The sequence below is a fragment of the Permianibacter aggregans genome (genome assembly GCF_009756665.1).
Classification (GTDB): domain Bacteria; phylum Pseudomonadota; class Gammaproteobacteria; order Enterobacterales; family Permianibacteraceae; genus Permianibacter; species Permianibacter aggregans.
This window is the reverse complement of the sequence record NZ_CP037953.1, coordinates 2,003,738-2,019,005: the sequence shown is the minus strand read 5'-3', so window position 1 is coordinate 2,019,005 and position 15,268 is coordinate 2,003,738. Positions and strand designations below refer to the sequence as shown.

The following is a 15,268-nucleotide window of genomic DNA, read 5'->3' as shown; positions in this document are numbered from 1 at the left end:
CTATGAAAGCAGTAAAGCAGCATCTGATTCGTGTCAGTATCGTCACCGCGTTGAGTTTGGGTCTGTTCGCCTGTGGTGGTGGTGATCACCTTGCATCAGTCGACGGTGAAAAAATCACGCAACAGGAATTCAACGCTTATTTGAAGTTGAAGCGAATTGACGAGAAAAATGCGGAACGAACGAAGGCTGCGCTTGATAACTACATCGAGCGTAAAGCACTGGCCGCGGCTATTGAGAGTCAGGAATCTTTGGATGCGCAAGCGATTGCTGCAGAGTTGGAGGACTTCCGGATGCAGATGCTGTTATCGCGCTACTTCGAAAGCTACCTAAACAATCAGGTTACGGATTCCGCCATCGATAACTTCTACCGCGAAAACAGTGAGCGCTGGACCAAGAAAAAAGTCAAGGTCGCACATATTCTGATCCGCACCCGCCCGGACCTACCGGAAACCGAGCTGCAGACCAAACTTACGTTGGCACGTGAGGCATGGTCGCAATTGCAAGCCGGGAAATCATTTGACGAAGTCGCCAAAAAATACTCGGAAGATGATCTGTCCGCAAAAAAGGGGGGTGACTTGGGGTGGATTACCGAGGGTGCCGTAGACGCGACATTCAGCTCAACCGCTTTTGGCATGCAACAGGACGCCGTGTCCGAGCCAGTCAAGACCCACTATGGCTTCCATATCATCAAGGTATTGGAAGGACCTGCGACCGTAACCGAGCCATTGGAAAGTGTTAAAGGCGATATCCGATACGAACTGCGCAATATGGCCAAGGAGGCAGAACTGAAGCGTTTGCTCGCCAGCGTTGATGTGGAGCGCAATCAATGAGCTTTACGCTTCGTGCAAGTCTGTTGTGCGCCATGGCCTGTATGGTGGCATGCAGCGACTCGAAAATCGAAACCAACTTGCTGCCAGACGATGACGTCGTGGTTGCCAAAGTCAATGGTGAAGCCATCTCAGCTTACGATTGGCAACAGGCAATAGTCACGAATCTCGGCGAACAGAATGCGTTTCTGTTGGATGATGATGCGCGGCTCAAAGTGTTGCAAAGCCTGGCAGCGGCAAAAGCCATGGCCCAAAAGGAGCGTGATGCGCTGACGCCAACGGAACGTCTGGAGCTGGAAAAACAGATTGAAGCCTACCGGGAGCAGCTGCTGGTCAAGCGTTACCTAAAGGCCCACACCGACATCACGCCGGTAACTTCTGAAATGGTCGAAGCGTATTACCAGAAATATCCGGAGCGCTTTGGCGCCACTCGTACAGTTGAATATCAGCTCATTCGTCTGCGCTCAGGCGCAGATGGTGAAAAACGCAATACCTTGGTTTCTGCGCTGCAGAAAGCAGCGACGCCAGCAGAATGGAGTGCGTTGACCAGCAATGCTCGAAAAGCCAATTCTCCATTTGAGTACATTCAGCAAAAAAGTGTTCCTAACTTGTTGCAAGCGCCGCTGTCGAGCATTGTTGCCAACACAGCCAAAGGAAGCATTTCGGAAGTGTACTGGGTTGAGGGGCTGCCTTTGCGAGTCCGTGTAATTGATGAGCAATGGTCGGCCGCTAAACCTCTGGCCGATGTGTCTGCCGAGATTCGCAAGACACTGGCACCGAGTCAAGTGAAAAAAGCGGTCAAGCAAGCGACCGATGACATTCTGAAAGAAAGCAAAATCGAGTACTTGGTGGAAACCCCTTAACAAGAATCTACAGCCATGCGTAACAACTCAGTAATGAATATAGATATGCCGTTGAAACGGCTCTGCGTTGCGACCGCATGCGCATTCAGTATGTTGATGTTCACCGCTTGCAGTGCGCCAAGTGAAACGGGTGAATCAACAACAGATCTGTCGGTCCAGAAGCCCGCAACTCCGGCACTGGCTAGTTTGCTGCAGAACAAGCGTCTATGGTCCTCGGCTAGTGCAAGCTGTCGAGTGGCTGTGGATGATCGAAAACTGCTGGTAGGCCTTGATTGGGATAAACCTCAGCAGAAAATGAGCGGTTACCAAGTTTGGCGCGCACAAGGCACTTCCAATGAGTGGGTACGCCTAACCGTAGAGGCCCAAGCCAAAACAAACTATATCGACTCGTCCGTTGTCAATGGCGAAGGTTATCGATATCGGGTAATCGGTCTTCCAAAAACAGAAAGCGACGGTGAGCAAACCATTTGCGATGGTGTCGAGGCATTTGTGGCCGTTAGCACTGCAAAAATGGATACCTGTACGGTTGAGGAGGTGAACAACGAATCGGTTCGCGTCTCGTGGGAGTCCTCAGAGCCAACAGAGGCAGTTGTCGCGCATCGCATTCACACCAAAGTACCGAAACCAAGCTTCGAAGAAATCCATACATCCATCAAGACAAAACAGGGAAACCTTCTACATAACGAAGCCGCCTATGGATTCAAAAACATCTATCAAGTGACACCGGTTCAGCGATTCATCAATCCTTTTACGCAAGAACACAAGGTGCTCGATGGCGCGCCATGTCAGGCTTCAATCAAGTTAAAAAGTGATATATCACTGGCCGTTGACAACGCACACTACGACAGCGATAACGAACAATGGCTGGTGTTTTCTGATCCCAATGAAACCATCTCCGTCACGTTTTTGCCGCTTTCACAGGAAAGTGATATCTCATTGAACTTCAAGTTGGTGTCGCCAAAACGCCTCAAGCTTAGTGAAGAGAAAATCATTCCAGGTAATCAGCTGTCATCCGTTTCATTACCGATGGTTAACGAACCCATGGTTTGGTCCGTTCGAGCCAAGGGGACGTCAGACAAAGGCGCTAAGCAGCAAGCATTCATAAAAATAATTCCGATCGATGGTAGCGGGTTAGTGGACGTCGAACCATCAACGAGCAACAAGGCTACTCGCAACAAACAGCAAGTCGATAACCGTTTTTCAAGCAAAGCGTTGCAGCTTGCGAATTCGACTCCCATCACCCGTGGTTGGCACCTTGATTTCTATCAACCAGGCACCTCGCTGTCCGGTTTGGAAAATGCTGTCATCGAGAGGAGAGGTGTTTCCGAGTTAAACGTTCCACCAAACACCAACTTCGTCATCAGGGCAGTGGCCTACCTGGATGTACCGGCGGATGGTGATTACTGCTTTTTCCTGGACAGCAACGTCAATGCACAGCTTTACTTTGGCAACACAAGAATATTTGATATTCAGCAGACAGGTGGCCCTGCCCAATCAAAAATGGGTTGTGGTCATTTTCTGAAAGGTTACCGGATGATTCAGGTGCGGCAAGACGCCACAACGGCTGAGCGTCATCTGCGACTGTTCTGGAAGGGGCCTTATCGTTACTGGGAGTCTCTAAGAGGCAAGACGGTTTACCGTGAGCAATTGGACTCACAAGATGCCAATGATCAGGATGGTGATGGTTTCAGTGATGTAATCGATGCATTTCCTGAGAATATTCATGAGTGGTTTGATCAGGATGGAGACGGTACCGGAGACAACGCCGATCTCGACACTGACGGTGATGGTCGTAACAATCAACAAGATCTATTCCCTTTTGATCAGGTGCCAGAAAGCGACGAAAGCGCGAACCCACTCAGTCTGAATTTCAGCGAACAGAACAAATCGCTGACGTTGACATGGGTGAAACGATCCGAAGGAAGCTATGGCTATCGAATCTATCGGACAGCAATTGACGGTAGTGGTCGTGCGCTCATCGCTGACCTATTGCCGTCCAGGACGAGCTTCGTAATTGAAAATGTGGCCAACAATAGCGCCTACCGCTATTCGCTTGGTTACATTAACGACAACGGTCTCGACCGACCGTATATTAAAGATCCGCACAACGCCTGGTTCGCATGGAATGACCAGCCGATTAGTTCGTGTACGGTGCAGCAAGTCAACGCCAATGCAGAGGTGGGCTTTGTCCCAGTTAACGCACTGGCCAATATCGAGCGGCAGATTGGCGGCAGCGAGTTTGTCGCGTTGGCCAACAAAGCCACCGCTCCGTTTCATGATCCCGGTATCCGTCACGGTGGTGAGTATCGCTACCGTTTGCACAGTGTGGTTACGTACCTCGATCCTTTCCGTTTCGTCGAAGTAGATTTTCCTTCAACCCAAGCTTGTTTAACTGACACGCTAACGGCTAACTCTTCATTCAACATCGCCATCAGCGGCATGGAGCTTGTTGGACCTGGACAATATCAGCGAGATCCGGCGTTGTTAGGCAACAACATCATTACTGGCCAAATTCAAGACGCCATGGGGCCGGTATCGTTGCTGGCATCAAGCGGACAAGTATCGCTACCGATAACGGTGAATGGTCAAACCTTCTCCGCCGAGCTGCCAATCACCGATGAACACACCAACTGGACATTACGCGCGGAAGAAACCGAGGCAATCAGCGAAAATCTGGTCAACCTATCAGCGGTGTTTGTGCTCGACAAGACACCACCGGTTATCGCCATTGAAAGCAGCATTCCGGCATTGACCTATACCACTGAAATAACGCTGGTCGGAAAAATCACAGACGCCAAAACCGGCATAGCCTCGGCTGTGGTGAAACGCGAAGGCTTGGCAGATAGCTCGTTATCTCTGGATGCCGAGGGACAGTTTTCTGTCGCGTTGAGTCTGGTGCCTGGGGTCAATACGTTTGAGGTCATTGCCATTGACGGCGCTGGCAATTCCACTACCACAATGCTCGCCACCGAGCAGGACCGTAATTTACCGGTGCTGCACATTGTCGAACCCGAGCAGAACAGCTCCACCTATGAAGAGCAAACAGTTGTTCGTGGCAATGTAGCGTGGCGACACGAACTGGCAGGTTTATCACTGACGATCAATCAGCAGGCGGTGCAGTTACAGCAGAACGGGGTAAACATTGAGTTCAGCCAAAGTGGTATCGCTTTGACTGAAGGCGACAACACGATTCTGTTTGAACTGGCTTCTCCAGTTGGGAGCATGCAACAAAGCCTGACAATAAAACGCCTGGTTGACAGCAATCCGCCGTCGATAATCGTTAACGCACCAGCAGAGCCGGTGACCACGGCTTCCCAGGCGGCCATCATGGGCCGCGTTACCGACGACCGCAGCGGTATCGCACAAGTTTATTGGGAACATTCGCGCATTCCAGGTCAAAATGGTTTGCTGCTCAACGATCAAGGTGAATTCCAGTTCGACGCGCCACTCGATGAGGGCGATAACATCATCACGGTTCATGCGGTGGACAATCGCAACAATGCCGCCAGTCGCTCGACAACGATAACCCGCGAAGATCAAATGGCAACGATGCTGATCACCGAGCCAGCAGAAGGCATGCTCACCGATCAAACCTCCGTGCAAGCCAAGATAACGGTTACCTATCGCAAGCCGCTGGCCGATTTGAGTTTGCGCGTCAATGGGGCAGAAGTATCGTTAACGGCCACCGCCGAAGCCCATCAATATCAGGGCCAAACTTCGGTCGCGCTCGTCGACGGCCTCAACACCATCTTGTTCCAACTGCAAACGCCACGCGGTGTGTTGGAGCAAACTCGGCGAGTAACGCTAGACCCTGATAAGGCCAATGAGAATGATGTGCCACCAGCGCTATCGGTTCGTCGGCCGTTGGATCAGTCGGTATTGAGTGGTGAAACTCACGAGCTCGAATTGAACTTGCGCGCCAGTGCGCGACCGATACAGATTACGATCAATGGTGTATCCGCTGAGCAAATCAGTTGGCTGGACGCCAGCACCGCGCGCGTACAACACTCGTTTAGCTTCGCTCAGGAGCAAACGCAGGTAACGTTCAATGTACAGCTGGTCGATCAGAAAAATCGCCAAGCAAACCTGACGGCCACCTATTACCGTGATGCTGCGGCACCGGAAATTGAGGTAGATCGTTTTGCCGGCGAGCCCGCATTGAACGAGGTAGTGGAGAACCCGGTTCGCATAACCGGTGTAGTGCGTGATGAGCGTTTGGCGGCATTAACGTTCAATGGCCAAGCCGTCGGCCTGCAACCAGGAACAAATCTCGGTGAGCATCAGTTCAGTGTCAATCTGTCGTTGGCACCGAATCTGGAGCAATTGGTTACCCTGAGTGCTCGCGATACGGCCGGCAATCAGACGCAAAAAGTGCTGCGTTTCAAATCCGTGTCTACTGGCGGTATTCAAGTCTTGTTGCCGGTTGCGAATGCTGAATTCATTGCCGAAAACAGCGAATTTCCGCTCAATGTCACCGTGCAAATCGAAGGCGACTCAAGCCAAACCTTCGCATTTGCCAAGGTAAATCAGGGTGAGTGGCAGGCGTTGGAACGGCAAGGCGTGTTTGCTCAAGGCACGGTATTACATGCGAGCACTGAAGGTGAACAGCAATTGTTTGTTGAGTTGCGTGCTGGCGATGGTCAGGTGCTGGCAGCTGACAGTCGTCGCTATCACCTGAAATCTCTGGCGAACATTCCTTTGGAGGTCGTTCGTGTTCAGCCAGAAAATGGTGCCCGCGATGTCGAGCCGAATGAGTTTATTGCGGTTCACTTCAACAAGCCGATTGACCCGAACAAATTCAGCTTGATCGTGGAAGAAACCGCGCACGGTATGACCTACCAAAACCTCGATCCACTAGGTACCGATTTCACCCAGGCAAAAGGCTCGCAGCTCGTTGAAGTGTCACGCAGCCGTGCTGCCGTTCCGGGTGAGCTATCTGTCGTACCGGGCTCGCGCTCGATGGCGTTCTATCCGAAGCAGGATGTCGCTTACGAAGGCGAAATCTACGTCGAGGCGAAATATGACGGCGAAGTCGTAGCCCGATTCGCCTACAACACAAGACCTTTACCAACGCTGCTCGGCGGTATTGTCGTCGATCCATTGGGGCAAGCGATACCCGGCATTACCGTCAGCTTGCCGGCATTGAATCGCACCGCTACGACCGACACCGATGGCGCCTTCAGCTTTGGTTTCGGTGACACAGCAGCTGAGGCTTTGCCGGCAGGAAGGCAATTGTTGGTCGTCAACCCGCAACAGCAATCACCTGCCTTTGCCAGCCAGGATCAGTGGATCACCGTGCAAAAAGGGCGGAGTAATGATGTCGGTATCATCACTGTTCCGCCGTTGAATCCCAATGTCGGTTATCGTTTGGCACAAGGTGGCGAAGCGGTACTGAGCCTTGCCGAAGGGGATCTGCGTTTGAACCTGAGCGACGCGCAATTACTATTCCCCGATGGGAAACGTCAGGGCAACATCCATGCTCAGTTCTTGAGTTTCCATGAATTTGGAAAATCCTTCTCACCTTACGCCATTCCACACTGGATCTTTAATTTGCAGCCGCAAGGCATTCGTGTCGAAGGTGAATGGAGTCTAAGCCTGACCATGCCGAAACTGAATGGCAGTCACGACTACCTGCTGATACCGGATTTCTACGTCGTCATTGTCGGTGCAGATGAAGAAGGTAGGGGTATCGTGCCAATCGGCGTAGGTCGCTTACAGAATGCCGTAGTTACCTCTGTTGGCAAGTTGCAATCCAATCGTCTCGATCATATTGGTGTGGCGATGGTGAACTTCAATCTGCAGGAAACCCTGCAGAAGTATGGCAATGGTGAAATTTCCTGGGTTGAACTGGAATCAGCTCTGATTAGTGTTGGTAGTGGACAATAGAAAATGAAACAGCGTCTCTTCGCCTTTGTGCAGAAGCTTCCTATCAACGTTCTGGCACTGTCCGGGATTTTGTCGTTGGGGCTGCTCGCTACCAATACCTCCAATGCGTTCTTTCCCGCCGGCATAAAGACCGGCGAGGTGTTGGCACGCACCGTTGTGCTGAGCGAAGCCGGTAATCCGATTTTCGTTGTGTTCGATAAAGAGGGCAAAATTGCCGAGGAGATTGGCGAAGCCGCAGGAGACCTGGAAGGCGCGTTCATGCTCAGTGTCGGCAGTTACAACGCCTATGTCGATCAGATGAATGAGTACCTGTCCGATAAAGACGGCATCGGCAAAGGTTCTTACTTGATGACGCGCGATGATTATCTGAGCGCCGAATTCAAAACCCTCGACCAACAGCACGTCCTGCAAAAGCCGAACTTGCGTCCCGACACCACCGCCGTTGTCGTCCGTGGTCAGGAAACCTTACTCAGCAAAGACGACAATCCGCTGTTGATGGAAGCACCGATCAATCTGTTCGACGCCAGTCTGCAGAGCGAAGAACTGCGCTCCATGCTGATCAATAAAGAAGGCGAAACGGTAAAGGTTACAGCGCTGAACATTGGCTACAAGGCGGAATATTACAAAGACCCCGACAATCGAAAAGATCCGCTCGGCCCGGTACCCGGTATTGTCATTCAGGGTGGCTTTTATGCCTTGGGCGGTGAGCCCGGTGACGTGACCAACAATGAAGGGCGATACACTTTTGGCTATGTGATGCCGCCTTGTCCCGGGTTCACTTTTGAATACACGACTAATATATACGCAAAGTTGTATTACAAAAACTTCCATCCGCGTGGAGCCAAGTTCGGCACGTATCACATGATGCGTCAGGGCTGGGATTTTTGTGACGGCTTGGCTGACGTAGCGCCCGGATTAACGTTGGGCGGTTTGATGGCACAAGTAAACGCAATCGCAATGCGAGCAGCTCGAGCCGTTCCCGTCGCACGCAATACTTTCTCTATCGATGTTTACATGGTCACCGGTCAAGCCGTGGTAGCCAATCCCGACGGTCAATCGATCGAGATGACGGACAAAACCGAGTACGGTTACGAACAACCGGATTTCGCTACCATCATTCATAACTATGATGAAAATGGCGACGGTACACCCGATGTCGGCTACGACTTCGATGGTGATGGCAAACAGGAAAAAATCGTTCTTGGTAATCTGGTTTGGAACGAAGAGAAGCAGCGCGACGACTTTGTCACTGCCGGTGATGGTCAATATCAGGGTATCTATCTGTCTTCCGGTTCACGCTCACCAGAAGCCGAAGACCCGGAGCTGAAGCAACCCGACTTTACCCGCCTTCGCGACCGTCAGGCCGATTTCACCCATCAGGGTCTGCTGAAAACCATCAGCAAAGAAGATCTGAAAAAGACGGATCTGTATATCTTCCGTGAATCCAATGGCCAGCTCGTCACCGAGCGTCGCGGCATGAAAACGGAAGAACTGTTCAATGACGGTGATGTCGACGAAGAAAAGAAAAAAATCTATTACCGCGTCATGATTCGCGGCGCGATGGATGCTGGCAACCCATTGAGGGGTAACTTTACGGATTGGCAAGCCAAAGCCAAAATGAACCCGGAACTGTATCAGCGCAAAGCCGATCACCTGCGTCCTGGCGAAAACCTTCGCATCATTCTGATTAACCGGCAAACCGGTTACATCGGTAGCCTGACCACACCGCTGAAAAACATCAATGAAGGCGGCTATGGCGCCATCAGCTTTCCGATTGCTGAAATCAAGATGCTGCCACCGAACCTGTCGGTTCGGGTCGAGCGCCGCACCACCGTCGAACACGGCCTGACCAAAGACGAAGAACGCCACTACCAGGTCGGTTACGAAGGCGGCGCCACCGCCAATGACAACGTCATCGAAATCTTCACCGAGTGGTACGAGCAAGATGGTCGGCCATTGCCAGAAGAGTTGGGCGAGTATGGCTACACGGGCCGCTTAGCAAAAATCGTTGCCGAAAACGAACTAGCACCAGAAGGCGGCGATCTGGCCAACTTCACGATCAAACCGGGCAAAAACCGGCAAGTGATTCGGGTGAAGGATGAAGCCATCACCCGCGAGCACTACTACGTGCACGTGCATGCCGAAAGCAAAAACAACAACCCGGATTTCGCCACACTCGGCGCTGGCGAAGGCAAGCTGCAATACCGCCCGGCCCACTACGTACCATTCAAGGTCGCGGTGTTTGATGAAAAAGCCACGATCATCTCGCGCAACGCCTGGCGCCGCGCCCGCGAACAAGGGCAAGTGGAAGGCCGTTTCCCGCTACCAGTGTATCGCTGGCTTTATCGGCCGGAGATGCAGTTCAGTTTGTTTGAGCTTGAAATGCAGCGTATCACTCGTGTAGTCGATGAAGAGGGAAATATCTCCATTCAGGTATTGAATAGCGACCGGCCTGAACTCAGTGCAGGAGATAACGCTGTAGAGTTGCTTTTTAACTTGTTGGCAAATGACACCGCGCCACTCCCACTGCTTGGCGCCGAACGAGAAATTATTCTCTCCTTAGGTGGTGCTGAAATTGAGATTGCTATCGGCTCTGACCAACAAGTGCGTTTTACCAGCTTGACCCAGTTAAATCAGGTGGATCTTCATGACTACATGGTGATTGCGCTGTACTTGAATCACGATCCTGAAAACCTGTTGTGGGAGTTTGCGTTTGGCTTAGCCGATATCGATGTGGATTCAGATAACAACGATGGATTTAATGAACCAACACTGACGACCGAAGAAGACAAGGTCGAATGGAGAAAGCCAAAAGAAGCGCCACCTCCTGAGAATATAGGCGATACAACTCATCTAAAGAATCCTGGCAAACGCTCTCCTTCCGCTGCAGGCGACTTGGATGAGGACCAAATACCGGTTTTTGCTGAGTTTATTCAGATTGATCAATCTGGTGACGTAGGGGTGGATGAAGCCGCTTCGTTTATTCCTGTCGTACTACGTTTTCCGGCGCAACTTGACCCAGAGAAAGTTCAATTGATGATTAAGTATGAGGCAAGTGATCCAAAAGAACTGAAAAAGCTCTCCAAAGACACGGACCACATTAAGTCAGAAAAAGATTTACCCAGGGATCTCTATGTGATGCCTTCCTCCGAGGGAAGAATGAGGATATGGAAAAAAAATGTTAAGGCGATAAGGAGTCGCGAGTCAGTCAAGGACGGGGGTGATTTTGTACCCCATAAAATACTGTTCACCCCAGCTTCCATCGGCTTCGTCAAGGAGACTGATGGGCAGAAAATGTATAAAGCGACGGTATATCTTGAGACATTGGCCACAAGTAAGCTAGCTGCGGACGCCGAGATAATTTTTGAGGTCAGGGAGTTTCAGTAATGTTGTGCAAGAGTATTCGTTATTGCCTGCTTATATGTATCACCCTCAGTAGTCCTTTGATGGCTCGTCAGTGGACTGACGCGCAGATTGGTGCTGCACTCTATGAAATGAAAGTTACCAGGAACAAAGCGCAAATCGTGCAAATGATTGAATACGGTTTGGATGGTCCCGAAGGGCAGCACTTGCAGCTTTATCTCTGGGAAAAGCTTGCCGAAGCAGGTCCGCACGAGTTAACCGATAGTTTCGCAAGGTTAGTGCTTGAAGATGTCGCCTCACCAAAGTTAATGAAGTTTGGCGCATTAGGTTACTTGGCCTACGCTCCACAGGAATGGATGAAGCCATATGCTACCGCTGCGCTCCAAAGTGCCGAAGCAGAAGTAAAGTGTGGGGGATTTTTTCTGGCTGGCATATTGGGCATGGCAGAACATGCAACGGCAAATAAGCAGTTTTTGCTGACCTACAATGGACGTTTTTCCGAGTACGCGCTTATTGCTTTGGCATTTACAAAGACCATGAACGAAATGTATCAGGCGTTCAAAGCGTCAGCTGATGATGAAGCGCTGGTTACTGCTATGGCCGTAGCTAAATATTGGGGAATGTCAGAAGAACAAAAACTCCAAAATGGTGGAGCGTACATAAAGAGTGGTGACTTGGAGTTGGCGGCGATTGTGCTTTGGCACGCGCTGACAAACGCCAGAGGTGACTGGCTTAAGTCTTGGCATCTTCTCGACACTTTCGCTACCGAAAGTCAGGGCGCCGTGGTTCAGTACATAGAGCCAGGCGTTGGCGAAATGATAAATATGCTGGGTTTCGAGGTGACTGCGCAGGCAAACGGTTCTCTGACGGTTGGTCAGATTGATAGGACAAAGCCATGAAGCAAATTTTGATGCTGCTTGTCTTGATGTTGGCCGGCTGTGGGGCGCTACGGCCTGAGATTGTTCAAGTTCAGGTTACCGTTCACACTGAGGAGCCAGAGCAAGACTTGTTGGTAATCCTTAGTGACTCATGGAGAGGAACAGACAATATCTTTGGCGGCAGCAACAAGAACATAGAAGAATACCGACTGCTTACATCCAATACGCCTCTCTTATTTCCCATGTATCGAAGCCTGCTAGACAACAATGTGCTCTGGGTTACGTTTTACCATCCGAGCTACGTTGGTATTAGTCGTCGAATTAGCTTTGATCGCGAAGAGGGCGAGGTAAAAATCACCTTCTCTGAACTTGGCACAGCGCGAGGCAATATTGATAACACGTGCCACAACGATAAAAGTAGTGGACTGGCAATACAATGCATAAAGATTGCTCCGGAATCAGGCAGCGTAAGGTCTGGCTCAGTGTTGAATGTGCATATCTATCCAGTGCGACAAGAAGAATATATTAAGAAACAAATCGCCAAGCTATCTGAGGAGAAGATAAAGGAAGAATACAAGCGTAGATATCGAGAAGAAATTGATGACGTCAAGGGGTTAACCCAGAACGAACTATCCTGTCTCTTTTGGAATGGTAGAGGCCCAGCCACAGATTGGTACTATCAGTTTGCGTTCAAGCATACAAAGTTAGACGTAGAAAAACACATAGAAAGATACGCTGCGTACTTTTCAAGCCTTACCCAGGCATACGGTAACTGCCAAGATGGCGCAAGTTTCAACATTTACTCTGAAGAGATGATGGCAAAAAAAATTCGTGATTGGCAGGAGAAGTATCAATGAAGACTAGACTTCTTATGCTGATATCGCTGGTTGGATCGGTGGTTCACTCTCACCAAACGAATACAACGCATCCAGCAGTGAGTGCACTTGCAAAGGAATCAGTTGCGAGAGAAGACGCTCAAGCTGGTGCGTATTATCCAATTTACTCATTCAACAAAGTCGTCGCCGATGAAGTAGATGATGCTAATTCTCAAAGGAATGTCCCGCATCCTATATTCTGGGGGCTTCATGCGGCGTTTAACCATGCTCAAGCAACCGTAGACGCTGATGCGGATTACCCGTTTTACCGGAATCGTTTACGTACGGCGATTGATGGCGTGGTTATGCAGGACACGCCAGGAGGTCGTGTTCTATCGCACTTCTACAATGCGTATACCGGAGAGGGATTGGGAGGAACCAATACGCCGAGTAAAGAGGTCGCTGTTGCCCGATTCTTACAGTCAGTTGAGTTGATGGGGTACAGCAATGACGTCCGCCAATCAAATCGGTTTGGCGATTTACGATGGCAAGGCTCACCTTGGAAAAGTGGTACCAATCCGACATTGGACGAGTTCTCGGTGCATGACCAGTACTTGTCGTTCTACTATTTCGGGCACTCTCTCCACCATCTGGAAGACATGGGTTCCATTGCTCACGTTCACGCCGATGCGCACCTCACGCTCGCGGGAGTACCCGGTCTGGACTGGGCTTCTGGTTGGACAGATCGACATTCAACCGATGATTTTGAGGCCATATTTATCCCATTTTATTTATGGAGACTAGGCGGAAACCCGGCTCAGTCACAAGAGGTGCTGAGTGCATGGTATTTTAATTGTGAGCATAGTTGTCAACCTGCATCTGTCGCCAGTTTCGATGATATTTGGCCCATACCTATGCCAAATCCACAAGCGCCAGACTTTTCCACGGTAAGCTTTGCACGAAAGGTTTACAACACGGCGATTTTTCAAGGCGATTTGCCTAACCCCAATTTGCTTGGGGACTGGGATTCACCGCTTGTGCCTACCGGTGAAATTGTTGAGATGTTTAGGCGCCCAAACGGAGCGCCGGGTCTCCGTTGGAACCAAAGTCGACGCGCTCGATACAGCGGCAGAACACGAACTCAAGGAAGTTCAGCGGAGTATTTCTTCCAAACAGGTCAACTCGGCTTTGTTTTGAACTATCGGCCAGGTAGTGCGGGAATGGGCTCTTCCGTATGGCACGTCTGGGAGCTGGGCGGACCTAGAAACCATTTTTATATTGAAGAGCACATTCCACCAGAAGCATCAAATCCAGGAGCGTTAAATTGCGCTTCTCTTTTACGTCCACCTGGAGGCGTTCGTGCAGATCTTCGTTTTGCGTGGTCAGAGTCAAATCCACTTGTACAGTTCGGAACGGGCGCGTCCAGTAACGACGAAATAGAATGTGGGCGTGAATCACTTCTCGGACGCCAAGCCGCCGTTGTTATGCCGACACTAGTGAGCTACGCGGCAGGGTACGCCAAGTGGTGGTTCGATGTGGCAAATCTCCCACCATATTTGCAGCGAGTCACGGTGACTCAAGAGCATGACTTAGTGGAAAAAACAAAATTTGTTGCCTACGATGCGGAGTGGAAGGACATCTATAAGCAGGGCGAGATTGAAGATGATGGAAGTGGAAACGTTTGGGACGATGATTTCAAGATTCACTTTGTGAAAGAGCGAAAGTTAGAAATCAACAAGGACATTAGTGAGCAACCGTTAAACCGAAATTTCGATCTGGAAGTCATTCTTGTATTCAATGAAGCGATAAAGGCACCAACAAAAAATGGGCAGTACGATGCCGCTTCCGGGTTCGGGATTGGCTTTCAGAAAGTTGACGTTGAGAGTCCTTCAACGGGTGAAAGAGTAATGCTTACGAGCAAGATTAACGAAATGGAAATCGAGGAGCTAAGAAAAACACCGGGTGGGAACAATTTAGATTCTGAAGATACAGGTCGAATCTGGAAGGTAAAAATAGGAAAAGCTATTTTGAAGGATGTTGATATTCTAAAAGGTGGCTATGTTCGATTGATAATCACCGCCAAAGATAAGAATAAACACATTGATAAAGATGGAAGGGGCGCAGACTTAGACGGACGTCCCGCAACACCAGCCCGCCGAAATGTGAAGCACCCTGACTCAGGTAATCTTCACGGCTTAAACATTACTAATTTTGTTACTTGGCATGACAAGGACTCTTTACCAGGTAGTATTTTTAGCGCGATCGACGATGATGGAATGCAGGCAGGTGCGTTCGCGTATGATGACGAGAAGCTGGATGGCGGTGAGCTTGTTGGAGATCGTATGCATATCATTTGGTTTGGAAATGAAGCTAAGCAAGAGGAAAGTCAACCCAACTCAAATGAAACAGAGAACATCAGAAAAGATGAGGTTTCAATTACTCTAGAACCAAAGAAGACAGAGCTTAAGCCTGAGACTGAATGAACTTAGCCAATTCAATACAACTTGAGGTGGTTCGTAGTGGTGCGTTAGTAGATTCTGACAGTTCGCTTAGAGATGTCCATGGCGCAATAATCTTCTATGGGGCGAGGGACCGGTTGCTAAACGTTTCATGGTCAACTCATGGTTGACCATGAT

Annotated in this window: 8 protein-coding genes; 7 read left to right on the top strand and 1 reads right to left on the bottom strand. The window is 50.1% G+C overall.

Annotated features, from left to right (window positions below; all coding sequences use genetic code 11):
- The first annotated feature begins 2 nt into the window (after positions 1–2).
- From E2H98_RS09155 to E2H98_RS09145, 3 genes are all read left to right on the top strand, one after another.
- On the top strand, positions 3–830 hold the full coding sequence (locus E2H98_RS09155; protein WP_133592236.1) for a peptidylprolyl isomerase: 828 nt from the start codon (positions 3–5) through the stop codon (positions 828–830).
- The gene (locus E2H98_RS09150; protein ID WP_133592234.1) at positions 827–1,690 is read left to right on the top strand and encodes a peptidylprolyl isomerase; all 864 of its coding nucleotides are present in this window, start codon (positions 827–829) and stop codon (positions 1,688–1,690) included. Before E2H98_RS09155 ends, E2H98_RS09150 begins: the two co-directional genes overlap by 4 nt.
- Before the next feature lie 240 nt (positions 1,691–1,930).
- The gene (locus E2H98_RS09145; protein ID WP_133592232.1) at positions 1,931–7,576 is read left to right on the top strand and encodes a carboxypeptidase-like regulatory domain-containing protein; all 5,646 of its coding nucleotides are present in this window, start codon (positions 1,931–1,933) and stop codon (positions 7,574–7,576) included.
- Here E2H98_RS09145 and E2H98_RS09140 read toward each other — a convergent pair.
- Positions 7,544–7,972 (bottom strand): hypothetical protein, encoded by a 429-nt coding sequence (locus tag E2H98_RS09140; RefSeq protein WP_157591319.1) that lies wholly within the window; start codon positions 7,970–7,972, stop codon positions 7,544–7,546. The two genes, E2H98_RS09145 and E2H98_RS09140, sit on opposite strands and share 33 nt — an antisense overlap.
- Between E2H98_RS09140 and E2H98_RS09135 the strand changes: the two genes are divergently transcribed.
- The 4 genes from E2H98_RS09135 to E2H98_RS09120 are packed head-to-tail and all read left to right on the top strand — an operon-like array spanning position 7,925 to position 15,115.
- Complete coding sequence (locus tag E2H98_RS09135) at positions 7,925–10,963, top strand: hypothetical protein (protein WP_157591318.1); 3,039 nt, start codon at positions 7,925–7,927, stop codon at positions 10,961–10,963. The two genes, E2H98_RS09140 and E2H98_RS09135, sit on opposite strands and share 48 nt — an antisense overlap.
- Before the next feature lie 59 nt (positions 10,964–11,022).
- On the top strand, positions 11,023–11,838 hold the full coding sequence (locus tag E2H98_RS09130; RefSeq protein WP_133593978.1) for a hypothetical protein: 816 nt from the start codon (positions 11,023–11,025) through the stop codon (positions 11,836–11,838).
- Positions 11,835–12,674, top strand: a complete 840-nt coding sequence (locus tag E2H98_RS09125) for a hypothetical protein (protein WP_133593977.1) — start codon at positions 11,835–11,837, stop codon at positions 12,672–12,674. Before E2H98_RS09130 ends, E2H98_RS09125 begins: the two co-directional genes overlap by 4 nt.
- Positions 12,671–15,115 (top strand): hypothetical protein, encoded by a 2,445-nt coding sequence (locus E2H98_RS09120; RefSeq protein ID WP_133593975.1) that lies wholly within the window; start codon positions 12,671–12,673, stop codon positions 15,113–15,115. Before E2H98_RS09125 ends, E2H98_RS09120 begins: the two co-directional genes overlap by 4 nt.
- Positions 15,116–15,268 lie beyond the last annotated feature (153 nt).

Bases quoted from the DNA above. Each gene is read 5' to 3' on its own strand.
- E2H98_RS09155 (WP_133592236.1), top strand. From the start codon at position 3: ATGAAAGCAGTAAAGCAGCATCTGATTCGTGTCAGTATCGTCACCGCG.
- E2H98_RS09150 (WP_133592234.1), top strand. From the start codon at position 827: ATGAGCTTTACGCTTCGTGCAAGTCTGTTGTGCGCCATGGCCTGTATG.
- E2H98_RS09135 (WP_157591318.1), top strand. From the start codon at position 7,925: ATGACGCGCGATGATTATCTGAGCGCCGAATTCAAAACCCTCGACCAA.
- E2H98_RS09130 (WP_133593978.1), top strand. From the start codon at position 11,023: ATGGCTCGTCAGTGGACTGACGCGCAGATTGGTGCTGCACTCTATGAA.
- E2H98_RS09125 (WP_133593977.1), top strand. From the start codon at position 11,835: ATGAAGCAAATTTTGATGCTGCTTGTCTTGATGTTGGCCGGCTGTGGG.
- E2H98_RS09120 (WP_133593975.1), top strand. From the start codon at position 12,671: ATGAAGACTAGACTTCTTATGCTGATATCGCTGGTTGGATCGGTGGTT.